The sequence below is a fragment of the Peribacillus alkalitolerans genome, assembly GCF_010882125.1.
Lineage (GTDB): Bacteria > Bacillota > Bacilli > Bacillales > DSM-1321 > Bacillus_BN > Bacillus_BN alkalitolerans.
On sequence record NZ_JAAGVZ010000009.1, the window covers coordinates 20,840 to 46,351 of the forward strand.

At 37.8% G+C, this 25,512-nt stretch carries 27 protein-coding genes and 1 riboswitch; all 27 genes read left to right on the forward strand.

Annotation, left to right across the window (positions count from 1 at the left end; all coding sequences use genetic code 11):
• Positions 1-27: 27 nt before the first annotated feature.
• Positions 28-549: a type II secretion system protein gene (locus G3O09_RS12200; RefSeq protein ID WP_163101775.1), complete on the forward strand. Its 522-nt coding sequence runs from the start codon at positions 28-30 to the stop codon at positions 547-549.
• Positions 550-554: 5 nt separating this feature from the next.
• A complete protein-coding gene (locus tag G3O09_RS12205; RefSeq protein WP_163101776.1) occupies positions 555-1,019 on the forward strand; it encodes a type II secretion system protein in 465 nt (154 codons plus the stop codon).
• Between the two features lie 16 nt (positions 1,020-1,035).
• The gene (locus G3O09_RS12210; protein ID WP_163101777.1) at positions 1,036-2,298 is read left to right on the forward strand and encodes a hypothetical protein; all 1,263 of its coding nucleotides are present in this window, start codon (positions 1,036-1,038) and stop codon (positions 2,296-2,298) included.
• Between the two features lie 62 nt (positions 2,299-2,360).
• Positions 2,361-4,007: a GspE/PulE family protein gene (locus G3O09_RS12215; RefSeq protein WP_163101778.1), complete on the forward strand. Its 1,647-nt coding sequence runs from the start codon at positions 2,361-2,363 to the stop codon at positions 4,005-4,007.
• A gap of 12 nt (positions 4,008-4,019) precedes the next feature.
• Positions 4,020-5,060: a type IV pilus twitching motility protein PilT gene (locus tag G3O09_RS12220; protein WP_163101779.1), complete on the forward strand. Its 1,041-nt coding sequence runs from the start codon at positions 4,020-4,022 to the stop codon at positions 5,058-5,060.
• Positions 5,060-6,268, forward strand: a complete 1,209-nt coding sequence (locus G3O09_RS12225) for a type II secretion system F family protein (protein WP_163101780.1) — start codon at positions 5,060-5,062, stop codon at positions 6,266-6,268. Before G3O09_RS12220 ends, G3O09_RS12225 begins: the two co-directional genes overlap by 1 nt.
• 84 nt (positions 6,269-6,352) lie before the next feature.
• A riboswitch (cyclic di-GMP riboswitch) is annotated at positions 6,353-6,436 on the forward strand.
• A 134-nt stretch (positions 6,437-6,570) separates the two neighbouring features.
• Positions 6,571-7,041: a type II secretion system protein gene (locus G3O09_RS12230; protein WP_163101781.1), complete on the forward strand. Its 471-nt coding sequence runs from the start codon at positions 6,571-6,573 to the stop codon at positions 7,039-7,041.
• Between the two features lie 40 nt (positions 7,042-7,081).
• Positions 7,082-7,507 carry a hypothetical protein gene (locus G3O09_RS12235; protein ID WP_163101782.1) on the forward strand — a complete coding sequence of 142 codons (426 nt, stop codon included), beginning with the start codon at positions 7,082-7,084 and terminating at the stop codon, positions 7,505-7,507.
• Positions 7,508-7,604: 97 nt separating this feature from the next.
• Complete coding sequence (locus G3O09_RS12240) at positions 7,605-8,363, forward strand: prepilin peptidase (protein ID WP_163101783.1); 759 nt, start codon at positions 7,605-7,607, stop codon at positions 8,361-8,363.
• Positions 8,364-8,378: 15 nt separating this feature from the next.
• Positions 8,379-9,356, forward strand: coding sequence for a type IV pilus biogenesis protein PilM (gene pilM / locus G3O09_RS12245; RefSeq protein WP_163101784.1), 978 nt, complete (start codon positions 8,379-8,381; stop codon positions 9,354-9,356).
• Positions 9,357-9,365: 9 nt separating this feature from the next.
• Positions 9,366-9,974 (forward strand): hypothetical protein, encoded by a 609-nt coding sequence (locus G3O09_RS12250; protein ID WP_163101785.1) that lies wholly within the window; start codon positions 9,366-9,368, stop codon positions 9,972-9,974.
• Complete coding sequence (locus tag G3O09_RS12255) at positions 9,974-11,056, forward strand: LysM peptidoglycan-binding domain-containing protein (RefSeq protein WP_163101786.1); 1,083 nt, start codon at positions 9,974-9,976, stop codon at positions 11,054-11,056. The genes G3O09_RS12250 and G3O09_RS12255 overlap by 1 nt, the downstream gene beginning before the upstream one ends.
• A gap of 108 nt (positions 11,057-11,164) precedes the next feature.
• Positions 11,165-12,187, forward strand: a complete 1,023-nt coding sequence (locus G3O09_RS12260; protein WP_163101787.1) for a hypothetical protein — start codon at positions 11,165-11,167, stop codon at positions 12,185-12,187.
• A 257-nt stretch (positions 12,188-12,444) separates the two neighbouring features.
• On the forward strand, positions 12,445-13,005 hold the full coding sequence (locus G3O09_RS12265) for a Maf family protein (RefSeq protein ID WP_163101788.1): 561 nt from the start codon (positions 12,445-12,447) through the stop codon (positions 13,003-13,005).
• Between the two features lie 46 nt (positions 13,006-13,051).
• Positions 13,052-13,738 carry a RadC family protein gene (gene radC, locus G3O09_RS12270; RefSeq protein ID WP_163101789.1) on the forward strand — a complete coding sequence of 229 codons (687 nt, stop codon included), beginning with the start codon at positions 13,052-13,054 and terminating at the stop codon, positions 13,736-13,738.
• A 192-nt stretch (positions 13,739-13,930) separates the two neighbouring features.
• Positions 13,931-14,950: a rod shape-determining protein gene (locus tag G3O09_RS12275; protein WP_163101790.1), complete on the forward strand. Its 1,020-nt coding sequence runs from the start codon at positions 13,931-13,933 to the stop codon at positions 14,948-14,950.
• Between the two features lie 34 nt (positions 14,951-14,984).
• Positions 14,985-15,881, forward strand: coding sequence for a rod shape-determining protein MreC (gene mreC, locus G3O09_RS12280; protein ID WP_163101791.1), 897 nt, complete (start codon positions 14,985-14,987; stop codon positions 15,879-15,881).
• The gene (mreD, locus tag G3O09_RS12285; protein WP_163101792.1) at positions 15,878-16,396 is read left to right on the forward strand and encodes a rod shape-determining protein MreD; all 519 of its coding nucleotides are present in this window, start codon (positions 15,878-15,880) and stop codon (positions 16,394-16,396) included. Before mreC ends, mreD begins: the two co-directional genes overlap by 4 nt.
• 102 nt (positions 16,397-16,498) lie before the next feature.
• The gene (gene minC / locus G3O09_RS12290; RefSeq protein ID WP_163101935.1) at positions 16,499-17,176 is read left to right on the forward strand and encodes a septum site-determining protein MinC; all 678 of its coding nucleotides are present in this window, start codon (positions 16,499-16,501) and stop codon (positions 17,174-17,176) included.
• Positions 17,177-17,178: 2 nt separating this feature from the next.
• A complete protein-coding gene (gene minD / locus G3O09_RS12295; RefSeq protein WP_163101793.1) occupies positions 17,179-17,985 on the forward strand; it encodes a septum site-determining protein MinD in 807 nt (268 codons plus the stop codon).
• 411 nt (positions 17,986-18,396) lie between these two features.
• Positions 18,397-19,515 (forward strand): GAF domain-containing sensor histidine kinase, encoded by a 1,119-nt coding sequence (locus G3O09_RS12300; RefSeq protein ID WP_163101794.1) that lies wholly within the window; start codon positions 18,397-18,399, stop codon positions 19,513-19,515.
• A 12-nt stretch (positions 19,516-19,527) separates the two neighbouring features.
• Positions 19,528-20,169: a response regulator gene (locus G3O09_RS12305; protein WP_163101795.1), complete on the forward strand. Its 642-nt coding sequence runs from the start codon at positions 19,528-19,530 to the stop codon at positions 20,167-20,169.
• Between the two features lie 136 nt (positions 20,170-20,305).
• Complete coding sequence (locus tag G3O09_RS12310; RefSeq protein ID WP_163101796.1) at positions 20,306-20,848, forward strand: NADPH-dependent FMN reductase; 543 nt, start codon at positions 20,306-20,308, stop codon at positions 20,846-20,848.
• Positions 20,845-22,074: an MFS transporter gene (locus G3O09_RS12315; protein WP_163101797.1), complete on the forward strand. Its 1,230-nt coding sequence runs from the start codon at positions 20,845-20,847 to the stop codon at positions 22,072-22,074. The genes G3O09_RS12310 and G3O09_RS12315 overlap by 4 nt, the downstream gene beginning before the upstream one ends.
• 158 nt (positions 22,075-22,232) lie before the next feature.
• Positions 22,233-23,006 (forward strand): M23 family metallopeptidase, encoded by a 774-nt coding sequence (locus tag G3O09_RS12320; protein WP_163101936.1) that lies wholly within the window; start codon positions 22,233-22,235, stop codon positions 23,004-23,006.
• On the forward strand, positions 22,999-23,865 hold the full coding sequence (locus G3O09_RS12325; protein WP_163101798.1) for a M50 family metallopeptidase: 867 nt from the start codon (positions 22,999-23,001) through the stop codon (positions 23,863-23,865). Before G3O09_RS12320 ends, G3O09_RS12325 begins: the two co-directional genes overlap by 8 nt.
• A gap of 80 nt (positions 23,866-23,945) precedes the next feature.
• Positions 23,946-25,397: an Rne/Rng family ribonuclease gene (locus G3O09_RS12330; protein ID WP_163101799.1), complete on the forward strand. Its 1,452-nt coding sequence runs from the start codon at positions 23,946-23,948 to the stop codon at positions 25,395-25,397.
• The last annotated feature ends 115 nt before the right edge of the window (positions 25,398-25,512 follow it).

Sequence of the window (25,512 nt, forward strand, 5' to 3'; positions counted from 1 at the left end):
TCTGAAATAGATGGGAATGGATTTAGGATGGAAACCAAAATAAATGAAAATGGGTTTACTTTAATAGAGCTTTTGGTTTCTTTTACGATTCTAGGGATTATTTTCGTTTTCTTTTTTTCCTATTTTACAAACGCCTTTCAGTACAATAATAGGACCTCAAATACAATGAAGGTTGTAAATGTAGTCAGAGAGCAACAAGCATTAATCAAGCAAGAACCTTACAAATCTGAAATACAAAAATTTTTGACTAATGTTAATCCGCAAATTGACGCTTCAGACTTGCTTAAATCAAATTATCCAAGCCTAAATTTAAAAAATAACATTGAAGTCGTTAACAGAAAAGAATTGCAAGGGACAAACCAGATTGATGTTCCTTATTATAAATTCACTTTCAAAGACTCAAGCTATTCAATTGTCATGTATATTAAGCAACAAGCGGACCTAATTCCACAAGCGGTGTCTTCTATTTTGTATAAAGTGTACATTTTTGTTAACCAGAATAATAAGCTTTCATCGGACACATACACTTTTTTCGAATTTAAAAAATAGGGAGAATGAAGAACATGTTCCGGGAAGAAAAAGGTCTAACATTAATAGAATTATTAATTTCATTTGCAATCTTAGGAATCCTTATTACCATTACAAGTTCGGCATTAATCAATAGTATGAATTATTCAAAAAAGGCAACAAGTAATGTATTACTCCAACAAGAAGCGAATTACATTTTGAGTGAATTGACGAATTATCATGAAACAACCAAAAAATATACGGTAGAAATGGATAGAAATCCTAAAGCCAATTTTATTAAAATTACCGATCAAAATGGTGTTACAAATACAATCTCGAATCCCCAGTTTAATTATTCAATAACTTTAATTGGTACTAGCTCCTCTCAACCATTGCAGTTTGAGGTGAATCAGAACGCAGTTAATAAGATATTGCATATCAGGTTATTAATTGAAGATAACCAAGATTCAAGTAATCAATTTGAAGTAAAAACGATACTTTCAAAAATGTAAGCCCTTGGAGGGTAAAATGAGTGTAAGAGATAATAAGGGTATAACTTTAGTAGGGGTACTACTAATTATAGTTATTATTAGTCTGTTGGGGATGACACTTGCTAGTTTAATAGTTAATAATATGCAACAAATTAAAAAATCCGAAAAAGACATTCAAGTTAATGATGTTGCAGAGATGGGCATTCAATACCAGGCGATCAGCTTTTCAGATTTTTATACTTTAAAGGTTCATGAAATAACAACTGCTGTCAAAGAACAAATAAAAACAGATTTTAATACGAACGTACTTAAAAGCAATGAGCAGTATGAAGAAATGATAGGTAGCCAGCTTTTAAATGCGATCAAACAAAATACTCTATTTTATTCAAGCACTCCCAATAAATTATTACTAACAAAAAATGTGGATGTAATGGATGAAAGAAAATTTGATATATTCTTTGAAAATCCTGGAACAGACTTAAAGTGTGTAACGTGTGGTAGCACAGAAGCGGGCGAAGTCATTAAAATTGCATTTATTAGTAAAGGTAGCTCTAAAACCTATAGTGGTAATAAAACTATTAAATCCACTCTTAATATGAAAATTGGCGCATTGACCATAAATCCGGGTGGGGGGTCAGGTGGAGGTACAGGTGGTGGGAATACCCAACCACCTCAGTACGAAACAATTGTTACAAAACCAGTTAATTTACCAACCTGTACAGATACAAACTCATTTGGAACCAAAGATTGTGCTTATCAAGGTACCATTACAATCAATAATCCTCAAGATATTACAAATGTAGACATAATAATAAACGGGTCTCTAATCGCTTATAAGCCCTTAAATAAAGGGGTTGAAAACTCAACATTATATGTTACCGGTGATACTGACTTTTATGATCCTATCAATGGTATCCATGATTCAAATATATTTATTGGTGGGGATGCCCAATTTAAAAATATCAACCAGGGAATCAATAACACTACTATAGTTATTATGGGAAGAGCGGATTTCAATGTTGATGGCAATATCAATGGAATGTTCAATTCTACCATCTATGTTAGAGGTGATGCGGATTTTCATGATAAGCATATAAACAGTTTCAGTAGCAATGCTAAAATTTGTGTTGGAGGAAAAGTATCAGGAGTTCCTAGTAATACGAATTACAACATTTATTCTCCAACAATAAATAACGCTAAATTTATTGAAAAATGCGGAAGAACCGGTGGTCTTGATGATTCTGGTATTGGAATTGATTGGGATATAGACACATCTGATATTACGTACGAGTATAATTAAGCATCATTAATCTATTTAAGTATTGGGTTGAACATAAAAGTTTATTGAAGGGGTGAAAAATCATGATTAATAAGAGGAAACGACTTGGTGATTTGTTGGTTGAAGCTAATATCATTAACGAATTACAGCTTCAAGATACTTTGCATTCAAAAAAAGATGGTCAAAAATTGGGCGATGCCTTACTAGAACGAGGGTATATTAGTGAACAACAATTAATAGAAGTCTTGGAATTCCAACTAGGCATTCCTCATATTAGTCTTTTTCGTTACCCGGTCGATTCCAATCTTTTGAGCTTAATTTCTAAAGATTTTGCGATACGGAATATTTTGATTCCTATAAAAAAAGAAGGAAATCAACTAATTGTTGCAATGAACGATCCAATGGATTACTTCGCATTGGATGATATGAGGTTATCCACTGGATTCCAAATATCGCCTGCCATCGCAACAAAAGATGAAATCCTTTCTGCTATCCATAAGTATTACAATATGAAGGAAACATTTGATGATGTGGATACAAATCAGATGAATGACGGCGATTTGGGCGGAGATGAAGCACCGGCCGTACGTCTAGTAAACCAGCTATTATCTTCTGGTGTCCAATTAAAAGCTAGCGATATCCATATTGACCCTCTAGAAGAGAAAATGATAGTCAGGTATCGTGTAGATGGAATTTTACGTACAGAACGCGTTCTTTCAAAAAATATTTATAGTTTATTAATTGCACGTATTAAAATCATGGCAAATCTGAATGTTACTGAAACTAGATTACCTCAGGACGGGCGAATTAAGATTGAAGTAAATCATACAACTGTCGACCTAAGGATATCTTTATTGCCAACGGTTTACGGAGAAAAAGTGGTTATCCGTATTTTAGATTTATCCAGTGTGATGATTAGCCTGTCTCAACTTGGGTTCAATAAGGTAAATCTTCAAAAATTCGTGTCGATGATTGAACGACCATCGGGAATGATTTTGATTACCGGACCAACGGGGTCTGGGAAAACCTCAACTTTATATGCCGCAATGAATCATTTGAATACAGACAAAGTAAATATCATTACAGTCGAGGATCCAGTAGAATACCAGATTTCGGGCATTAATCAAGTACAGGTTAATCCTTCAGTAGGTTTGACATTTTCAAAAGGATTACGATCAATATTAAGGCAAGATCCGAACATCATCATGGTTGGCGAAATTCGGGATAGCGAAACTGCAGAAATCGCTGTTCGTGCTTCTTTGACCGGTCACCTATTGTTTAGTACTTTACATACAAATAGTGCTCTTACTACTATTCCAAGATTACTAGATATGGATATTGAGCCTTATCTAGTAGTGTCTTCCTTAGCTGGGGTGGTCGCGCAGCGTTTGATACGTAAAGTTTGTAAAGAATGTGCTACTGAATATGAACCTTCTATAATGGAAAAGGAAGTTTTTCATAAACGAGGCATCAAGGTTGACAAACTTTTTAGAGGAAATGGCTGTCCAAACTGTCAAAATAGTGGATACAAAGGTAGGCTTGCGATTCATGAAGTTCTAGTGGTTGATGAGAACATTAGAACGATGATGACGAATAATAAACCACTTGGTGACATTAAAAGCTACGCCATGAAAACAGGCATGATTTTCTTGATTGATGATGGATTATTAAAGGCAAAGAATGGACTGACAACAGTGGAGGAAGTACTGAGAGTCGCACTTCAGGAGTAGGGGGAACATCATATGAAAGAACGTTTAGACTATATATTAACTGCAGCATTTGAATTAGGTACTTCAGATATTCACATGACTGTTGGTGTACCTCCTATCATGAGACTTCATGGTGAATTGAAGCAATATGGGAAAGACAAGCTATTGCCAGCTGATACCGAAGCCATGGCAAAAGCCATCATTCCTGAAAACCTGTGGGAGGCATTCAAAGAAAAGGGTGAACTGGATTTTTCTTATGGCATTCCAGGGGTTTCTCGTTTCCGTGTCAATGCATATCATCAGCGTTCCTGTATAAGTCTAGCCATTCGTGTAGTTCCCACTAAAATTCCAACACTTGAGGAACTTCAGCTTCCTGACATATTAAAGCAAGTTGCTGAAAAGCATCAAGGACTCGTTTTGGTCACAGGACCTACTGGAAGCGGGAAATCTACAACTCTAGCATCGATGATCGATTATATTAATAAGAAATTAAAACGACATATCATCACTTTGGAAGATCCAATCGAATATTTGCATAAGCACGGGTCTAGTGTAATAGATCAACGTGAGGTAGGCTTTGATACGAAGAATTTTGCTAATGGGTTAAGAGCGTGCCTCAGGCAGGACCCTGATATTATCTTAGTCGGTGAGATGCGTGACTTAGAGACGATTTCTACCGCCATTACTGCTGCAGAAACAGGTCACTTAGTATTGGGTACGTTACATACAACAGATGCACCCGCTACGATTGACCGTATTATTGACGTATTCCCACCGAACCAGCAGCCACAGGTACGTGTTCAACTTGCTTCCGTATTGAATTCAATTGTATCTCAAAGACTTCTTCCAACCGTTAATAAGAATGGTAGAGTGGCAGCTGTTGAAATCATGATTAATAATTCAGCTGTTAGGAACTTAATCCGAAACGAAAAAATTCATCAAATCCATAGTGTCATGCAAACGAGCCGCGCACAAGGTATGCAAACACTCGAAATGGCCGTTCAGAAACTTTTGGAGTCAGAAAAGATTGATGCAGTTACCGCTGGCCCGTACGTTGGGGAAGGTGTCCATTAATGCCAGTATTTCGATATTCAGGCAGGGATCGAAGAGGAAGAGTAAGAAGAGGAAAAATTACATCCGATAACCGGAAAGAGGCTGTCTCCAAAATAAAAGAGATGGGTATCGCGGTTACTTCCATTGAAGAATTAAAGGGAATTTTGTATAAAGAAATCCATATAGGCGTCAACAAGGTCAAACATCAGGACCTAGTCATCTATGTGCGACAATTTTCCACTCTCTTGAAGGCTGGGATTTCGGTTGTTGAAGCCAATCATATTTTATCAAGGCAAACTTCTAGTAAGTTATTAAAAAAGGCTTTAGAAGATATTGTTAATAGTTTAGAGGAAGGAAAGCCCTATTCCGATGCAGCTGAAATGCATCGTAAGATTTTTCCGCCGTTGTTTATCAACATGATGAGGGCTGGGGAAGCGGGCGGAAATCTAGATGAAATCCTAGAACGGATGGCTGTGTATTTTGAAAAGCAACACAATACCCGACAAAAGGTAAAGTCAGCCATGATGTATCCAGCGACAGTTGGGATTATTTCGATTGTTATCGTAGTGTTTCTTTTATCTACCGTCGTACCAGCATTTGCAGATATGTTTCATTCATTTGGTGGAGAACTGCCCTTAATAACTAGAATAGTTCTTGGATTGGGGAATTTTTTTAAGAGTTTTTGGTGGATTTTTCTATTGTTGGTAATAGCCATTTCCCTTGGAATTCGATATATCCGATCAAATAAAAAGACGAAATATTATTTTGATTTTGTATTATTGAAGGTCCCAGTGTTCGGTAAGTTGTTGCAAAAAGCAAGTATAGCGAGGATGACACGGACATTAAGTTCGCTCTTTTCAAGCTCAGTTCCTATCCTTCAGTCTTTGACCATTGTAGAAAGAATCATTGGCAATGAGGTGTTGGCTAGGGTTATAAGAAGCAGCAGGAACTCCATTGAAAAGGGTCAATCGATTGCAGTACCAATGGAAAAGCACTGGGCGTTTCCTCCAATGGTCACTCATATGATTGCTATAGGAGAAAAGTCGGGAACGATGGATTTAATGTTGGACAAGGTTGCCGATTTTTACGAAACCGAGGTCGACAATGCAACTGACCAAATTAAAGCATTAATGGAACCTATGATGATCGTATTCTTGTCCATGGTTGTAGGTGTGATTGTAGCTGCAATTGCCGTACCGATGTTCAGTATTTTTGAGACAATCCAATAATAAAAAATTTACAAAAATAACAAATTAATATTTGAAATCCATTACTTTTTTCCTATATAATAAGAATATAAGATACTGCTAGAATAATAAATTGGAAGCAATGATAGTCCTTTCGTAATTGGGCACTTGAAAGGACAGTAGCGAGTAGTGCAACCCGCCAATTTTACCTTTAATGTTGAACTGTTGTTCGGATTAGAAGTAAAAATTGGCATTTTTAGTTTACATAGAAAAATTTGATTAAGGTTACCCAGGTGTAAACCTACCCAAATAAAAAACAAATTATTTACCGAGGAGAGAACGTTATGTTGAAGCGATTTAAGAAATTCGTTAAGAATCAAAAAGGTTTAACGCTTGTGGAATTATTGGCTGTTATTGTTATTTTGGGGATTATTGCGGCGATTGCTGTGCCAAGTATTGGTGGGATTATTGAAAATAGTAAGACGGATGCTCATATTGCAAATGCAAAACAATTAGTCGCTGCAGCAAAATTAGCTGAAGCCTCAAATCTAACTACAGAAGCAATTAGTCATACATTAGCTGGAGGTACTTCTTCCACGTCTTCTCCAGGTTATAAACTTAGTACATTGGTTTCCAATAAGTATATTACTGATATTACAGATCCTGACCAAAAAACTTCTGTATATTTAGGTGATTCCTACGTATTAAAATATAATAATAAATATTATATTTTTTTAGATGGAAATGTTAAAAATGTGGGAGCAGTAACATTACCTGTTGAAATGAATAGTATTGAAAGAACAAATGTTAATTAATCCATAATTTCTATATGAATTTATTCAGGTGAACATACGATTGAAAAGATATCCTGTTGAAGGTTTTGTCGTGGTTATAATAATTTTTATATTTTTTCTTGGAAGCTGGTTTCTAGTTAAGCCAGCTTTCAAACATATAGGAGAAGGAGTTCATCAATTAAATGGTGAGCTGTACATAAAGGCAACAAAAAATTATCTACTCATTGAGAACGTTCAAATAAAAGATCCAAGTTTAGTAGAGTTAACGTTAAGACAGTTGAAAGAAGCGGGCTATGTAGGAACTAGGAAAGAAATGGGTTTAAACCTTGAAATCTTTTCTCCCCCTCAGCATCCCTATTCCGACGATTCCAGAATCGTTATTATGAAATCAAATGGTCAACCTCAATTTTTTATCAGACTTTGCCCATACAGAGTTAAAGTATGTACTAGGGATTCCGAAACCCTTCTAGACACCATACCAAAATAAACCATACTCCTTTTCACAAGGAGTTCTTTTTTTACATATCCAACAGAAGTAATAGTTTAGTATAATATTAGATACAAAGTTGGAGAAGGATAATTTTATGCTATTAATCTATATCTATATTTTCATGCTAGGTGGTATATTAGGTTCATTTTATAACGTTGTCGGATTGCGTGTTCCACTAAATCAATCAATCGTTAAACCACGATCTCACTGCCCATCCTGTAAAAGAACTTTGACTCCAGTTGATTTAGTTCCAATTTTCTCTTACTTATTTCTAGGGGGAAAGTGCCGGGGCTGCGGGCAGAAAATCTCTATTAATTACCCATTAATGGAGCTAAGCACTGCATTCCTTTTTACTCTTGCATTCTATGAAATAGGTTTCCAATGGGAATTACTAGTCGCGTGGACATTTATATCATTATTGATCATTATCCTTGTGTCTGATATTGCTTACATGTTAATACCAGACAAGGTTTTGCTTTTCTTTCTTCCTATATTGATAGTCGAGCGGATTTTCTTACCGTTAAATCCTTGGTGGGACCCAATCGTTGGAGCATTTTTTGGTTTTGGTCTGCTCTTTTTCATCGCTGTAATCAGTAAAGGGGGAATGGGTGGGGGAGATATTAAGCTATATTTCTTGATAGGAATTGTGCTTGGATTCAAGCTCTCTCTATTGTCATTTTTTATTGCGACGCTTATTGGCGCCCTTTATGGAGTTGCCATCATTCTTGTAGGCAAATTCAAGAAAAGGCAACCGATTCCATTCGGACCATTTATTGTAGTAGGCTCATTAATGGCGTATTTTTATGGTGAATCTATTATTAGTTGGTACATACATACTTTTTACTCGTTTTAAAAAGGAGAGAGGCGAATGGGGTCGTTAATAAGAAGCAATCATCATAGAGTTCACTTTGTTATTAAAGACCGTTATATTCGCTTTGTTGAAAGTGGAAAGAACAACAGTTTTCTCTCATATGGACAAAAATGCTTGCCTGAAGGAGTCATTGTCGAGGGTCAAATCAAACAAAAAGAAATTTTTGCAATGATCTTGGATGAAATTGTCGACGAATACAATTTGAAAGGGAGCAAGATTACTTTTTGTGTTCCAGATTCTTTTGTGGTTATTAGAAAAGTTTTAGTTCCTTTCGAAGTGGTTGAAGATGAACTAAAGGGTTACTTATATATGCAACTAGGTGACACCTTGCATCTACCATTTGAGGATCCCATTTTCGAAGCGATTGATATTGGCAAAAAGTCAGGACAGAGAGAAATATTGTTAATTGCTACTAAGGAATCTATTATTCATGAGTTTACGGATTTGTTCAAAGAATGTTCCTTAAAGCCTGTTGTTGCCGATTTATCGATTCTCTCACTCTATAGATTGTATTACAACTTAGGTCAATCTGAAGTGGACGAGCACGCTTTAATCGTACAAATTGGGATCGATACCATCCAATTATCTGTATTTAATAATCATCGACCTGAATTTGTAAGGCTGACTAAGTTGCCGGTAAATGAAAGTCAAATCGAATCTTTTAAAGCCCGTAGTGGCCAGGAATACTTTATTTGGAAAGATGAAGAAAACGGGCTTGATTCATTGGCCCGTGATACTATAAATGAGTTAGAACGTTTTATGACCTTTTATAAATTTAATTTGACCAAAGGTAGAAACGAAATTACTAAGCTGGTCTTGACAGGAGATCACCCTGGAATGGAGTATCTTGAAAAAAGAATAGTGGGATCGTTTGATGTACCTATCCAGTCTTTATTGAAGCCATTGTTCCAGACGAAAAAAGGAAACAATATCCCTCCTGTCTTCACAGATTGTATTGGACTTGCTCTAAAGTAGGTGTCGAGAATGTTAGTGGATATTAATTTAATGCCCCAAAAAGAAAAGAGAAGATCGTTCCAGCTTCTTGGCATACTCATGCTATTCTTCATCGTGGCAGCAGTTGCAGTTTACTCTTGGTTCACTTATGAGCAGCAAGTGGAAAAGGAGGTCAGACTCCAGCAACAGCTCTCATCGTTGGAGAAGCTTGCGAATATTCAACAAGAAAAACAGTTGCAAAGCGCTGACCAAAGTTCTACGAGTGAATTAGAAACTGCAGTAGACTGGGCAGAGAATTATCCGGTCTCGACATTTTTATTACTGAGACATTTGGCATCTTTACTTCCAGAGCGAGGATTTTTGTTGAATTTTTCGTATCAAGATAGTGGTGATGCTCAACTAACGATTCAATTTGATTCTTCAAGAGAATCGGCCTTTTATTTAAAACGTCTTGAAGATTCTAAGTTAATTAAAGAAGCAACACTATTAAGCATTGTAACGGAGACAGTTGGGCAAGAAGAAGAATCTCAACCTATCATAAAAAACGATGTGTTGCCTAGATATATCACCCAATATACCGTTAAAGTGGACCTTGAGGCATTAAAACTAGCTGAAAGAGAAGGAGAGGTGAAGCCATAATGGATTCCCGTAAAAAGTTCCTTACTTTCATTGTCATCATCATTGGCCTTGGTACATTGGGTTTTGGATATGCTTTCTGGTTTCATTTTCTACCATTAAAAGAACGAATTTCGTCTTTGAGCACCATGATTTCAGCTCAAGAAGAAAAGTTAGGGGAAAGTGGATCTCCAAATACTGAGAAAACTGGCGAGATCATTACTCAAACGACAGAGTTACAAAAGAAACTGCCAGTGGCACCTTTAGTCGACCAGTTCATTCTGGAATTGGAACGAGCGGAAGTAGAATCTGGTAGCCTAATTACAAGTTTTAATTTTGGACAAAATCAATCAGAAGTGACATCAGAATCTGAAAATAATTTAGCTACTGAAATAGGTAATGCTATCGGTTCTTCACAATCTAACTCAACAACTACTGATACTAACGTCGATGAAAACGGCAAACCAATTGAAACAATGCCCGCTGTTCCATTACCTGAAGGTGTAGAACAGTTGACGGTATCCATGACCGTTGAGTCTCCTTCCTATTTTGAATTGGAAGCTTTTATAAAGGCGATTGAAGAACTGCCTCGTATTACAAAAATTGATAATCTTACTTTTACAGGACAACGTGAAGTGAGGGAAGCAACGGTACCCGTTACAAAGTTAACGTATAGTGTTACGGTTTCAACCTTCTATTTCCCGAAATTAGAAGATTTGAAGAGTCAATTGCCGAAATACGAAAAACCTGCCCCTTCAGAAAAGATTAACCCACTTGTGCCAGTCGAGGTATTGCCTAGTACTGAATCATCGAACGATCAATCAGATTCAAAACCTAGTGAAAATGAAGCTTCATCAGAAGATTCGACAATTAAACAAGGCGATAATGAATCTGAGGATGCGATTAAAGACTATGAAGTTGTAGAAAAGAACGGTAATTCCTATAAGGTATACAAACATAGAGTAGAATCTGGAGACACGTTTTTTAGTCTTGCTATGAATTACTATAGCGACCCAGAAGAGCAAAAGACGATTAAGTCCTGGAATGGAATAAGTAGACTTCTGGCTGATCAAACAATTGAGATTCCAGTCCCGTACAATCCTTGACGATATTTGACGAAAGCTATTGATAACAAGACGACAAAAGTCTTGTTATTTTTTTTTTCACCTATGGTAGGATGAAACAAACCCCGTCGAAAGGAGGCATTTTAGGGAATGGACAAGTCAAAACCATCTACCATCACTATTAAAATCAATGGAAGAAATCGTTCTTTTATGGAAGAAAAAAAACCTGAAATAAAGGATGAAGAGCAACCACCTCTCCAGGAAGTCATACAATCCCAACTTGAATCTGCAGCTTCGACCCAGGCGGAAGAGGAAAGCTTTGATTGGATACTACCTACTCCCGAAGATGATATTTCTAAAAAAGAATCTATTTTTGTCACGCCAAAGAAAAGTAATAAGGGTGTGACGATTACAACCATTGGCTGGAACAAAAAGAAAAATCCTGCAGGACTTATAAAATCTTTATTCGTTGCCATCGTATTTGCTGTAGCGCTAGGGATTAGTTTTGGCTGGATTGTTTTAAATACGATGACGGCAAAAAAGGAAGAGAGTGTAGTTACTAATGTACCGCCGAGTACACAGACGGAAACTGAGCAATCAGAAACCTCAAAGGTTCCACTTCCTTCCATTCAAGCATTTGTCGTGCAAGGTGGCGTTTTCAGCACCATGGAAGCTGCAACAGCACAACAAGAAGCGTTTAAGTCGCAAAAACTGAGTACGGAAATATTTCAACTGGATGGAAAGTTTTATGTTTTACTAGGTGCGGGAAATACATTAGAAGGAACCAAGAGTATTTCAGGGTATTATAAAGGTTTAGGGATAGACGCATTCTGGAAGCAAATCACGATAGATGCCCCGAAAGAGATGCTAGTCAATAAATCAGATTTGGAAACTATGACCAAGAGTATCCAATATTATAATAGCCTGACTGCTCTTTATGCATTAGCCATGACAGGTGATAAGTCAGCAGAAATTAGTGGAGATGCAAGCGTCCAAGAACATCTTCAATCGAATATGACTAAGCTAGAAAAAGAATCGATGCAGCTGGCTATAAAGGAGCTTCTAGAAAGTCAATCGATGCTTGCTGATTTTGCAAAGAACGGTAAAGTCGAAGTGCTTGTAAAAGGCCAAGTGCATTTATTGAACTTCTTAAAACTCTACCAGAACGGCTGATGTCGAAACACGTTTATTTACCGGGAAATGATTCGACATTGTGAAAATCTGAGGGATCCGATGAGGGTCTCTTTTCTTTATGCATAAAGAGTATGATAATGTGTTAATGAACATAAATTGAATGAAGACTAATACTTTTTTTCAGTCAGACATGAGAATTACATTTTTAATGAAGGCTTTCATTGTACATGTCCCTCTTATTTGATACGATACTAATGTATCTCCCAATTTGAACATGTTAGGCATGGTGATGATGTATGCAATCTATAATTTTGGCTTCTTCTTCTCCTCGAAGACAAGAACTTCTATCTCTTCTTCAAATCCCCTTTAGAGTTCACTCCAGTGATATTGATGAGCATATTCCACATGATATGGAAGCTGAAGAAGCAGTCGTACAGCTTGCTGAAAGAAAAGCAAAAGCGGTTGCAGTGCAATTCTTGGATGACATTATTATAGGAAGTGACACTGTAGTTGTTTGTGATGGCAATATTTTAGGGAAACCAAGAGATCGTGAGGATGCTTTTGCCATGCTTCGACAACTTTCAGGGCGAGAGCATCGAGTTTTGACAGGTGTTGCACTAGTGAAAGGCGACAAAGTGAAAAGTTTTTATAAAGAAACGGAAGTGACGTTTTGGGAGCTGACTGACAGTGACATCACGTCGTATTTAGATAGTGGGGAACCCTTTGACAAGGCAGGATCCTACGGTATTCAAGGATTTGGTTCACTATTCGTAAAGAAAATCAACGGTGATTATTTCAGTGTCGTAGGCTTGCCGGTTTCCAGGTTATCTAGAGAACTTAAGCACTTCCAAGACTAAGTCGGTTCATGCTTCCTTTCGTCCTTTTAAGGGAAAGGAAGGTTCTATGACCACTAAAATGTTAATAAGAGATTTTCCGAAGGATGAACGGCCGCGGGAACGATTCCTTCAAGATGGTGCACAAAGCTTATCAAACCAGGAATTGTTAGCATTACTGTTAAGGACCGGCACGAAAGATGAGTCGGTCATGCAGCTATCTAATAAGCTGATCTCCTATTTTGAAGGTTTACGTTTATTGAAGGATGCATCAGTTGAAGAAATCATCAGCATCCGAGGGATAGGCGAGGCAAAGGCGATACAGATTTTGGCTGCAGTCGAATTAGGGAGACGAATCAGCAATTTCACAGACCAAGACAGGTATGTGATTCGTTCTCCGGAAGATTGTGCAAATTATTGTATGAACGATATGCGTTTTTTAACACAGGAGCATTTTGTCTGCCTTTACCTCAATACGAAAAATCAAGTCCTCCATAAACAAACCATTTTTATCGGTAGCTTGAATTCAAGTATCGTACATCCTCGAGAGGTCTATAAAGAGGCATTCCGGAGAAGTGCTGCTAGCATCATTTGTGTCCATAATCACCCTTCTGGCGATCCTACCCCAAGCCGTGAGGATATTGAGGTGACGAAAAGACTTTCCGAATGCGGGAAAATCATTGGGATTGATATTTTAGACCACGTGATTATCGGTGACAAAAAATATGTCAGTCTAAAAGAAAAAGGGTATTTGTAACACTATCAAAATTTTTGACGTTACTATATAATATAATTTATGATTTTTTTTTAGAAAGAAATCATCACACTTAATTTAACGCTCTGTTCAACTGCCCATAAGCGGAATAAAAGGGCCTCAAAATCGTACAAGATAATAGATTATTATTACTTCGTATACAATGCATTTATGTTCAGAAAGGGAGATATTAGAATGTTGGGAATCGGTGCAAAAGATCTTGGAATTGATTTAGGTACAGCTAATACGCTTGTATATTTAAAAGGAAAAGGAATCGCAGTTCGCGAACCTTCTGTCGTTGCTCTTCAAACAGACACAAAGCAAATTGTAGCGGTTGGAAACGATGCGAAAAATATGATTGGTCGTACTCCAGGGAATGTTGTAGCCCTACGCCCTATGAAGGACGGAGTTATTGCTGATTATGAAACGACTGCGACCATGATGAAATATTATATCAATCAAGCTCAACCAAAAGGCTATTTCTCAAGAAAGCCTTATGTTATGGTGTGTGTACCATCAGGAATTACGGCAGTAGAAGAACGGGCTGTAATTGATGCGACTCGTCAAGCTGGAGCTAGAGATGCTTATACGATTGAAGAGCCATTTGCCGCAGCAATCGGAGCAAACCTACCTGTTTGGGAGCCTACAGGTAGCATGGTTGTTGATATTGGCGGAGGTACAACTGAAGTGGCAATTATCTCTTTAGGAGGGATTGTTACTAGCCAATCAATTCGAATTGCTGGTGATGAAATGGATGAAGCCATCGTCAATTATATTCGTAAAACGTATAATCTGATGATTGGGGAGCGAACGGCTGAAACAATCAAAATGGAAGTTGGTTCAGCAGGAGATCCAGACGGAATTGAAAACATGGAAATCCGTGGTCGTGATTTGTTGACAGGTTTACCTAAAACGATTGAAATTTCGGCAGAAGAGATTTCAAAAGCATTAAATGATACGGTTTATGCGATTGTCGATTCGGTTAAAAATACATTAGAAAAAACTCCACCTGAACTGGCTGCTGACATTATGGATCGCGGTATCGTCTTGACTGGTGGGGGTGCTCTATTGCGCAATATGGACAAGGTCATCAGCCAAGAAACTAAAATGCCTGTATTAATTGCAGAAAATCCATTGGATTGTGTTGCGATTGGAACGGGTAAAGCATTAGATCACATTCATTTATTCAGAGCGCGTGCGAAGGATTACCGTTAATTTCAACTTAGTAAATATTATCGAGGTGTAAATCATGCCACAGTTTTTTAATAAGAAACTAATCCTACTTTTGGTTAGCATAATCATCCTCGTGGCATTGATTGGGTTTTCATTAAGAGAACGCGACCGTTTGAGCTGGCCGGAGCAATTCATTAAGGATGCTACCGGTCTTGCTCAACAAATTTTCCATACACCTGTGGCTTATATCACAGGGACAATTGAAAATTTTCGTGATCTTCAAAATACATATGATGAGAATAAGAAATTGAAAGCTCGATTAGACGAGTATGTAAAGCTAAAAACTGAAGTACAGGATTTAGAGAAGGAAAACAAGGAGCTTAGGGAAATCCTTGATAAAAAAGACAGCCTCCACGATTTTACCCCTATTCAGGCTACAGTGATTGGCAGAAACCCAGATCGCTGGTATTATGAGCTTGTCACGATCAATAAAGGGAAAATTCATGGTGTTGAGAAAAACATGGCTGTTATTACTGCAAAAGGTTTAATTGGTAGGGTTAAGTATGCCAATCAGTTCACTTCTTCTGTTCAATTATTAAGCGCTCAAGACCCTAAAAATAGGATTTCTGCTTACATACAAGGCGAGAAAGATATTTTTGGACTTATCGAAGGATATGACCAGAAGAAACAAATGCTCAAACTCAAAAGAATTCCTTTCAATGAAAAGGTCAAAAAGGGTTCCCATGTTTTGACTTCAGGTTTAGGTGGAATTTTCCCTGCTGGTCTTGTGATTGGTACAGTGGAAGAGGTTGAGACGGATCAATACGGTTTGACTCAAGTTGCCTATCTGAAGCCAGCTGCTGAATTTTATGATATAGCAAACGTGATGGTGGTCGACCGAAAAGTGAAATCCGCCAAGTCTTTATTACAAGAAGATGAAATGATAGAGTCATCGGAGGATGAGAATTTGTGAGAAAACTTATCCTTCCTCTCATAGCTGGCTTTATCTTCATTTCCGAAAGTCTTTTTGTGAATCTTTTTTTAGGAGATCTGTTAAAGAGTGAGAATATTTTTGTACCTCGCTTTATCATGATTTTCCTTGTGTTTTTAGCTGTATATGGGACAAGAAGAACAGCCTTGGTCTATGCCCTTATCCTAGGTATAATGTTCGACGTCGTTTATACTGAGGTTTTGGGGATTTATTTATTTGCATTCCCTATCATCACTTTCCTTTTATCTAGCTTAATGAGGGTACTACAAAACAATATATTGATTGTCTCCATCATGACTGTGCTAAGCATAGCTATTTTGGAACTGGCGATTTTCCAAATGAATTTAATTATTGGAGTCGCATCGATGTCGTATCATGAATTTGCAACAGTGAGACTTCTACCAACATTAGCCTTGAATGCGGCAGCAGTTGTTATATTTTCTTATCCATTGAAAAAACAAATCGAAAAACTTCAGCTTGAAGGAGTGCGAGATTAACCCCTTCAGGCTGAAATCCTACTTTAGTTATATGGAAAAAAAGGAATTGGCTTTTCGTATGTAGAATTATTCATTCATTGAGGTGACAATGGCGTTATGAGTATTAGAAGTTCTCAAACTGTTATGATAAAAGGCACGAAGGAAGGCCTGACGCTCCATCTCGATGATCACTGCTCGTTTTTTGAGATTAAAAGAGACCTCGAAGAAAAGCTCTCGGCAAAATATAAATTCCAAAAGCATGACCCACATATTTCTGTTCGAGTACATACAGGAAACCGTTTGCTTACTCCAGAACAGGAAGAAGAAATTAAGAGTGTGATCCAACAGAAAGAAAAGCTGATCATTGAGGACTTTGACTCCAATGTCATACCTTTCGAAGAGGCAAAAAGATGGAAGGAAGAGAGCAGTATTGAAACCATTGCTTCCATCGTTCGATCTGGACAGGTTCTCGAAGTAAAAGGTGATCTATTGTTGATTGGGGATGTAAATCCTGGAGGAACGGTCAAAGCTGGTGGGAATATCTTTATTATTGGTATGCTGAAGGGTGCAGCGCATGCAGGATGTAATGGAAATGCAGAGTCTGTCATCGCAGCTTCTGTCATGAAGGCTTCGCAGCTTCGAATCGCCGAAAGTGTCTCGTTGATGCAAGATGATTCACAAGAGGCATCTTATGAAATGCAATGTGCTTATTTGAGTGAGAAGAATGATATTGTTATAGATAAGTTACAAGTATTAAAGAAAGTAAGACCTATTTTAAATAGATTAGAAGGGGGACTCTAATCGTGGGCGAGGCTATAGTAATTACATCTGGCAAGGGAGGAGTCGGTAAAACGACTACCTCTGCTAACCTTGGGACATCGTTAGCAATCCTTGGGAAAAAAGTTTGTTTAGTAGACACTGACATCGGCCTTCGTAATTTAGACGTTGTCATGGGTCTTGAAAACCGTATTATCTATGATTTGGTGGATGTGATTGAAGGACGATGCAAAATTCATCAAGCTCTTGTGAAAGATAAGCGGTTTGAAGGTTTATTGTATCTATTACCGGCTGCCCAAACGAGCGATAAAAATGCTGTCACTCCAGAACAAATGAAAAAACTGATTGACGAGCTAAAGCAAGATTATGACTATATCATTATCGATTGTCCAGCAGGAATCGAACAAGGATTTAAAAATGCAGTAGCGGGAGCGGATAAAGCTATTGTAGTCACCACACCGGAAGTATCAGCTGTTCGAGATGCTGACCGCATTATCGGATTGTTAGAGAAAGAGGAGAACGTCGAAGCTCCTAAACTAGTCATCAATCGTATTCGTAGCCATATGTTAAAAAGCGGAGAAATGCTGGATATTGATGAAATCACTACTCATTTATCCATTGATTTGATTGGGATCGTAGCGGATGATGACCAGGTGATCAGAGCTTCGAACCAAGGGGAACCAATTGCTTTGGATCCTAACAACCGTGCATCCGTCGCATATCGAAACATTGCAAGAAGAATTTTAGGGGAATCTGTGCCATTGAAAGCATTAGAGGACGAGCCTAAAGGAATGTTTGCAAAAATTAAAAAGATGTTTGGCGTTAAATCATGACTTTTAGAGCATCCAACCATGTTGGGTGTTTTTTTAGTATAAATGATAACTATAGCAACTAATCAAAAGCTTCTTTCAATAATAAATTCAGAACATAAAAACAAATCTTTGACATAAAACCTACTGGTATAGCAGGATTACAATTAATTAACTGAATATTCTATGGTTTTGTTAAGCAAACGGATAATAAACAGGTTGATTGGAGCGGAAGCGAGATCCTTGAGTGTAAATCAATCACTCCATTGTAAGCAACAAAGTAAACGAAAACAGCCAAAAATTAAGATTTATTGCTGTAGAAGAGGGGATGTAGAATCCCCTCTTCTTTTCATTTCAAAGAGAATGCAGATCATTCTATGTACAACAATATTCTGAAATGTATAATAAAGGAAAGAACATAGTAGGAGAACAGGGATGAAATCACAAAACCACTTATCTGAATTGGTGATCTTAAAAGAAATAGCTGAAACATTAAATAAAGGTACTGATATTAAGGTGGTATTAAATGATGTTCTGTCCAAATTGCTAGAAATCACAGGTTTTGCTACCGGTTGGATTTTTTTGCTCGATGAACATGAAAATTATGAGCTGGTCGCTTCAGTAAATTTACCACCTGCGCTCTTGAATGAGACGTACACCCCCATGATTAAAGGGAATTGCTGGTGTTTAGACCGGTATAAAGATGGAAGATTGGATAAAGCAGTAAATATTATCGGATGTAAAAGACTGGAGGATGCGATTGAGAACCAATGGGGTGAAACGTTTGGGCTCACCCATCATGCTTCGGTTCCTTTGAAATCAGGGGATGAAAAATTCGGGATTTTAAATATTGCATCACCGAGCAAAGAAATATTCAAGAATGAAGAATTGGCTCTATTAGAGTCGATCGCTTTGCAAATCGGTAATACGATCAAACGAATAAATTTGACGGAGAGGCATAGTGCTTTAGCGCTTGTAGAAGAACGCAATCGATTGGCCCAGGATTTACACGATTCCGTGAATCAATTACTGTTCTCTATTAATCTTATGGCTAAAGTGGGTCCGTCACTTCAAGAGGAAGGACAGATTAAATCCACTTTTTCTGACATTCAAAATCTTGCGATGGAGGCACAGGCTGAAATGAGGGCTCTAATTTGGCAATTGCGTCCGAAGGAGCTGGAAAAAGGAATAGTCTGTGCTTTAAGTGGATACGGACAAATGCTCGGACTCAATGTTCAAAGCAAAGTCAAAGGTACTTCATTATTACCTGCGCATGTAGAAGAAACATTGTTCCGAATCGCACAAGAAGCTTTCAATAATTGTAATAAGCACTCCGGTCAAAATGAGGTGTTTTTATCTATTGAAATGAAAAAAGAACAAGTTTATATGAATATTTCAGATCATGGGAAAGGATTTGAATATCAGCCAGATTTAGAGCTTCCTAGTTGGGGATTGAAGAATATGAAACAAAGAGTTCTGTCCTTGAATGGAAGTTTCCATTTACAGAGTGTACGGGGCAAAGGGACGACCATTGAAACAGTCATTCCATTTTAGGGGGAATTCAAATTGACTATAAAAATCGTAATTGCGGATGATCACCATATTGTAAGGAAAGGTTTGGTCCTATTCCTACAGACACAAGAAGGCTTCACTGTTGTTGGGGAAGCCGACAATGGGCAAGCTGCCGTTGAAAAAGCGGCTGCACTAAAACCAGATTTAATGTTAATGGACTTATCGATGCCTATATTAGATGGGATTGAAGCTACTAAATTAATCCATCACCAAAATCCAAACATTAAAATCTTAATTCTTACAAGCTTTGCCGATCAGCATCACGTCATTCCTGCCCTTGAAGCAGGGGCAAGTGGCTATCAGTTAAAGGATAGTGATCCTGATAAACTGGTCCATGCGATAAAAGCAATGATGAAAGGAGAAAGTGGGCTTGATCCGTCTGTCACAGCACAATTGCTAACCCATCTCCAAGGAAAAAAATCCGAGCGGGATCCAGTTGCTGAATTGACATCTCGTGAAATTGAAGTGTTACGTGAAATCGCTTCCGGGAAGAGTAATAAAGAAATAGCTTCGGATTTATTTATCACAGAAAAAACGGTTAAAACCCATGTTTCTAATATCCTTTCCAAGTTAAATTTACATGACCGGACACAGGCAGCCCTTTTTGCAGTGAAGCAAGGCATTCATAAAGTGTAACTCTACAACTATAGTCGTAGAGTTTTTCTTTTTTCTATCGGTCTAATATCTGAAATGAGGTTCTGTCCATTGAATGAGGTTGCAAACCGTAACTCTCCCTATACTAAAAGTATAAAATAACAAGGAGAGAACGGATATGAAATTGTTGATAATAAATGGAAGTCCTAGAAAAACGGGGCGGACTCGGTTAGCGGTTAAAAGCATCTCGGAAAAATATAGTATGGAAAGTATTGATTTAAGCGAAGTAGTCTTACCTTTATTCAATGGAGATGTATCACAGAAACAAGATCTTGCAGTTCTAAAATTACAAAATGCAGTGAAATCTGCAGACGGAATCATTTTTGCTTCACCGGAGTATCACGGTGCGATGAGCGGAGCATTGAAGAACGCACTGGATTTTCTGGGGAGTGAATACTTTGCCAATAAACCTGTGTCACTTATTGCCGTTGCAGGAGGAGGTAAGGGTGGTATCAATGCATTAAACAATATGCGTACAACTGGTCGATCACTATATGCGAATGTGTTACCAAAACAGATAGTGCTGGATCCAACAGACTTTGATTATTACAACCAACAACTCGTGAATGATGCCCTGGACAATATCGATCGACTTATGACTGAGTTGAAAATGTATACTGATTTCTTCCTTCTACAAGAGGAAAAGGAGGAAGTCCAGTGAACTCACTCTATAAGGATTTTCGCTTTCGCAGCATTCTTGTAGCAAACATAGCGTCATCGATTGGTTCTGGAATTACAATGATCGCCATTCCTTGGTTGTTAGTAACATCAGAAAATGGCTCTTCCCTATTTGGATATATAACGTTAATCATGACAATGGTTAATTTTGTGATTACGCCATCGATTGGGCTCCTAATTGATAAGTGGTCACGAAAAAGCATCCTCCTTGCAGGTGAAATTTTCGGTTTTATAATGTTGGTTGCTTTCGCGGGGAGTGGTTTGGTAGGTGGGGCGTATGAAACATGGCATTTAATCGTTCTGTATTTTACGGGCAGTCTTTACTATACTCTCTTTTATCCTACGATGTTTGCTTTTAACCAAGAGATATTTGAAAAGAGGCAATATAAAGCTTTAAACGGGATGATGGAGGTTCAAGGGCAATTATCAAGTATGATTGCAGGAGCGGTAGCAAGCTTCCTTATGATCAAAGTGGAGCTACAATGGATCTTGCTTCTGGACGCGTTCACTTATCTGATTGCTATTTATTACTTTATCAGAATTCCTTATCAGAGATTAATGCAAGAGAAAAACAAGGAAGACTTTTCCGGAAAAATGACTGCAGGTTTTAGATTCATGTCAAAAAAACCTACCATGTTCCTGTTTCTCATCGCATCCGTCATGCCCTTTATTGGGGTCATGATGACAAATTATCTTTTCCCAGTCTATTTATCTGAAGTTCTGAAAGCAGATGCGTCAGTGTATGGAATGGAAAGCATGATCTATGGTATGGGTGCCATGATTGCTGGCATGCTAATTCCGCTAGTTGCCAAAAAAATTGGCAATGAAAAAACAATGGTATTGACTGTCTTTTGCTATACACTTTTCATTTCACTGATCATATGGGTAAGTCTGCCGATTTATCTTGGATTCATGTTTTTCATTGCAATTGGAAACTCAGGCGTCAGGGTAGCAAGGAATTCGTTTATGATGGATCATATCCCTAATGAAATCATTGGAAGGATCGATAGTCTTTTCAGGGCAATTGGGCTTGCCTTTAGAATAATCTTATTAATTGTATTTACAAATTTAGCAGCGACAGGAGTCGTCTTGAGCTTTGGAATTCTTAGTATCATGATGATTTTGGCTTCTGTGACGATATTTTTCTCTTGGAAACGATTATGGCGAGATGAGAATGTGGGAGTCCTAGGACAATCCACAACGATATAGATTTAAAGAAAAAGGGTTCTGAAAAAAGCAGAAGCCTTTTTCATGTTTTTGCACCTACCCATTCTTAAACTAGATTTTCCGTTTTTCAAGAATAGGTTGGACAAGTCGCTCATACATTGATACAAAGTATCGATAAAAGGAGCCCGGGATAGGTGATGATGAGTAATCGAAGAAAGGAAATACAGAACCGAATTACCAAACGTAAAAAGATGAAAGACAGTCGTTCCCGTGATTGGAACACCATCTATGAAAATGATCGTGGAAGAACGAGCTCATACACAAGCTATGAGATGTCGGATGATAGTCATCCACTGTTTAAAAAGGAATTAATATTATTTAAGGTCCTTGCTGCCGCATTGCTCCTCATTGGTACTGCCGTGCTATTCAAACATCCTTCAGAGAAACTAGATAAGCCGAGGGAGTTAGTGGAAAAATCTCTTACTTTTGAATTGCAATTTGCAGCGATTACAGATTGGTATGAAGAAACCTTCGGCAAACCGATTGCTTTTTTACCTGAGCAAAAACAGAAAGAAAGTTTAGAAGCTAGCAAAGAGGAGAGTGAAGGGACGGTCTCTTATGCTGTACCTGCATCAGGGAAGATCTCACAAAGCTTTGAGGTCAACGGAGAAGGTATTATGATTGAGACTGGAAAAGATTCTAAAGTGGAAGCGATGAATGAAGGAATTGTCATTTTCGCAGGTGTAAAGGACAATCTCGGACAAACGATTATCATTCAGCATAGCAATAAAACCGAATCTTGGTATGGTCATCTCCAAAAGATTGATGTGAAGCTTTATGAGTTTGTGGAAAAAGGAAAAGAACTTGGAACTGTATCAGGTAGTGAAGATAGTGAAAAGGGTGAATTCTATTTCGCGATTAAATCAGGTGATTCATTCATCGATCCGAACCAGGTGATATCGTTTGATGATTAAATATATGGGTTTGTTTCCTAAAGTCAGGATTCATCCGACTCTCTGGATTGTTGCAGGCTTATCGGTTATGACTGCGCACTTTGTTCATATTCTTATGCTGTTTTTGATTTTGTTCATACACGAGATGGGTCATGCTGCGGCTGCTCACTATTATAAGTGGAGGATTAAAGCGATTTCCATATTGCCTTTTGGAGGTGCGATGGAAACGGAAGAACATGGGAATCGTCCTTTGAAGGAAGATTTGATTGTTACTCTTGCAGGGCCGATTCAACATGTATGGTTATTGCTGGTTGCCCTATTTACAAATAAAATGGGTCTATTACCACACGACTTATTCCAGATATTCTTGTATTTGAACCTGGGAGTATTATTCTTTAATTTATTACCGATTTGGCCTTTGGATGGAGGGAAGCTATTGCTACTTACTCTTTCTAAAAGGAAGTCGTATATGAAGAGTCAAGAGAGGACGTTACAGCTTTCTGTGCTGTTTTGCGTTGCATTCGCATTACTGATCTTATTTATTTCCCCATTAAACTTGAGTGCATGGATTATGATGGGATTCATCCTTTTTTCGATTTGGATGGAATGGAAGCAAAGACACTATTCGTTCATACGTTTTTTACTTGAAAGGCACTACGGAAAAAATGATGAAATATTTGCTCTTTCTCCTATTGAAGCGGATGAAAACATGAAAATCTATAAGGTGCTAGAACAATTCCAGCGGGGCAGCAAGCACCCAATTATCATCATGAAAAATGGCAAAGAGCGGGGAATGTTAGATGAAACCGAACTGCTCCATGCATATTTTTCTGAAAAACAGATTCATGGGAAAGTTGGAGACTTGTTGTATTCCTATTAATAACACTAGATGTAGTTGAAACTATTTTATCTGAAGCAGTTATGGTATCCTTTCTTCAAACATGAAGAGAGGTTTTTTGTTTGTTAGAAAAAAAATTGATAGTTCATAGTGGAATTCGGGAAAAACGATTTGCTTTACTGATTCAAAATAAATTGGAAGCTTTCGAGAATTGGATGGACGACAATCAAAGCCTAGTAGGAAATATATATATTGGCAGAGTGGAAAAAGTAGTCCCAGGGATGGACGCAGCTTTCGTCAATTTTGGCAGAGAGAAGAATGGATTTTTGCATAAAGAGCAGCTTCTTTCCTTTCGTTGTGCGAGCGATCCATCCAAACCGATTACATCCTTCATCCATCAAGGAGAAAAAATCATGGTCCAGGCTGTGTCGGATGAAATCGATGGAAAAGGGGCAAAACTGACAGGGATTATCGAGCTTTCAACCGATAGGCTAGTTTATATGTATGGCCATTCTCATTGTTCCGTATCCAAGAAAATGTCTGAAGAAGAACAGGTAAGATGGAGAGAGACGGCAGCGAGGTTCCGCAGTTCAGATGAAGGCCTTCTGATAAGAACAGGAATGTCAGGCAATCAAGAACAGACTTTTATTAAAGAACTAGAGCAACTAAGGGCGAATTATCATCAACTTTCTATGCGGCTTCAGAATGCGAAAATCGGTGATGTTTTGCATAAGAAAAATGATTTTCCAGATCGTTTGAAAGAAGCTTTGACAAAAGAGAAAAATGGTGAGTTATGGGTGGACAACCATGATTTATTTCAACAATTGAAAGAATGGTTGGTTCTACACGATACACTAGACTGGTCCATTTACTATTACAGGGAAAAAGAGAATATTTTTCACTCCTTTAATGTGGAGTCCCAACTTGAAAAACTTAAAAAAAGTATTGTTTGGCTCGACCATGGAGCTTATATCATTATTGAAGAAACAGAAGCTTTGGCTATTATCGATGTGAATACAGGTAAATTTACAGGTAAGCAGGATAAAGAATCAACAATCAAGCAAACGAATACTATGGCAGCTAAAGAAATAATGAGACAGATTAGATTACGTAACATTAGTGGAATTATACTTGTGGACTTCATTAATATGAAATCCAAACAAAATCAACAGGCAATTCTTAATACCATGAAAGAAGAACAACAGTCGGATGACCGTCATGTTCATCTTGTTGGATTTACCGAATTAGGCTTACTTCAGCTAACAAGAAAAAGGTTACAACCACCACTAACCAAACAGCTCATGATGGATTGTTATACCTGTAATGGACTTGGGAGTGTGGAAAGTCCTCAGACCATCGCATTCAAGCTAGAAAGAGAGCTGAGACAATTCCAAAACCATGAAGGGGATTATGTGGCCGTCGAAGCCACTGACGATGTCATAAGGCTTTATGAAGGGGAAAACAGTGTATTTAAACATGATCTTGAAAAGCTTATAAGGAAAGACATACATTTCAAAGCAATAGAAGCAGGAAAGCCTTCGTATGTAATTCGAGAATTTGGATCTTGGAGCTGAGTTAATAAAGGTGTTTTTGTACTTTTTGTGTCTAGTTGCAGCGACTAGCCCCGACGCACAGGACGTGCTAGTGCCGACAAGCCACAGGACGTGGCGGTAATTAGCTGAGGTTCCT

Excerpts from the sequence above, each read along its gene's own strand:
- radC (WP_163101789.1), top strand. The coding sequence starts at position 13,052 with ATGACCACTAAAATGTTAATAAGAGATTTTCCGAAGGATGAACGGCCG.
- mreC (WP_163101791.1), top strand. The coding sequence starts at position 14,985 with ATGCCACAGTTTTTTAATAAGAAACTAATCCTACTTTTGGTTAGCATA.
- G3O09_RS12230 (WP_163101781.1), top strand. The coding sequence starts at position 6,571 with ATGTTGAAGCGATTTAAGAAATTCGTTAAGAATCAAAAAGGTTTAACG.
- G3O09_RS12265 (WP_163101788.1), top strand. The coding sequence starts at position 12,445 with ATGCAATCTATAATTTTGGCTTCTTCTTCTCCTCGAAGACAAGAACTT.
- G3O09_RS12260 (WP_163101787.1), top strand. The coding sequence starts at position 11,165 with ATGGACAAGTCAAAACCATCTACCATCACTATTAAAATCAATGGAAGA.
- G3O09_RS12300 (WP_163101794.1), top strand. The coding sequence starts at position 18,397 with ATGAAATCACAAAACCACTTATCTGAATTGGTGATCTTAAAAGAAATA.
- G3O09_RS12310 (WP_163101796.1), top strand. The coding sequence starts at position 20,306 with ATGAAATTGTTGATAATAAATGGAAGTCCTAGAAAAACGGGGCGGACT.
- G3O09_RS12210 (WP_163101777.1), top strand. The coding sequence starts at position 1,036 with ATGAGTGTAAGAGATAATAAGGGTATAACTTTAGTAGGGGTACTACTA.
- G3O09_RS12240 (WP_163101783.1), top strand. The coding sequence starts at position 7,605 with ATGCTATTAATCTATATCTATATTTTCATGCTAGGTGGTATATTAGGT.
- G3O09_RS12250 (WP_163101785.1), top strand. The coding sequence starts at position 9,366 with ATGTTAGTGGATATTAATTTAATGCCCCAAAAAGAAAAGAGAAGATCG.
- G3O09_RS12325 (WP_163101798.1), top strand. The coding sequence starts at position 22,999 with ATGATTAAATATATGGGTTTGTTTCCTAAAGTCAGGATTCATCCGACT.
- G3O09_RS12320 (WP_163101936.1), top strand. The coding sequence starts at position 22,233 with ATGAGTAATCGAAGAAAGGAAATACAGAACCGAATTACCAAACGTAAA.
- G3O09_RS12215 (WP_163101778.1), top strand. The coding sequence starts at position 2,361 with ATGATTAATAAGAGGAAACGACTTGGTGATTTGTTGGTTGAAGCTAAT.
- G3O09_RS12225 (WP_163101780.1), top strand. The coding sequence starts at position 5,060 with ATGCCAGTATTTCGATATTCAGGCAGGGATCGAAGAGGAAGAGTAAGA.
- G3O09_RS12275 (WP_163101790.1), top strand. The coding sequence starts at position 13,931 with ATGTTGGGAATCGGTGCAAAAGATCTTGGAATTGATTTAGGTACAGCT.
- G3O09_RS12220 (WP_163101779.1), top strand. The coding sequence starts at position 4,020 with ATGAAAGAACGTTTAGACTATATATTAACTGCAGCATTTGAATTAGGT.
- pilM (WP_163101784.1), top strand. The coding sequence starts at position 8,379 with ATGGGGTCGTTAATAAGAAGCAATCATCATAGAGTTCACTTTGTTATT.
- G3O09_RS12205 (WP_163101776.1), top strand. The coding sequence starts at position 555 with ATGAAGAACATGTTCCGGGAAGAAAAAGGTCTAACATTAATAGAATTA.
- G3O09_RS12255 (WP_163101786.1), top strand. The coding sequence starts at position 9,974 with ATGGATTCCCGTAAAAAGTTCCTTACTTTCATTGTCATCATCATTGGC.
- G3O09_RS12200 (WP_163101775.1), top strand. The coding sequence starts at position 28 with ATGGAAACCAAAATAAATGAAAATGGGTTTACTTTAATAGAGCTTTTG.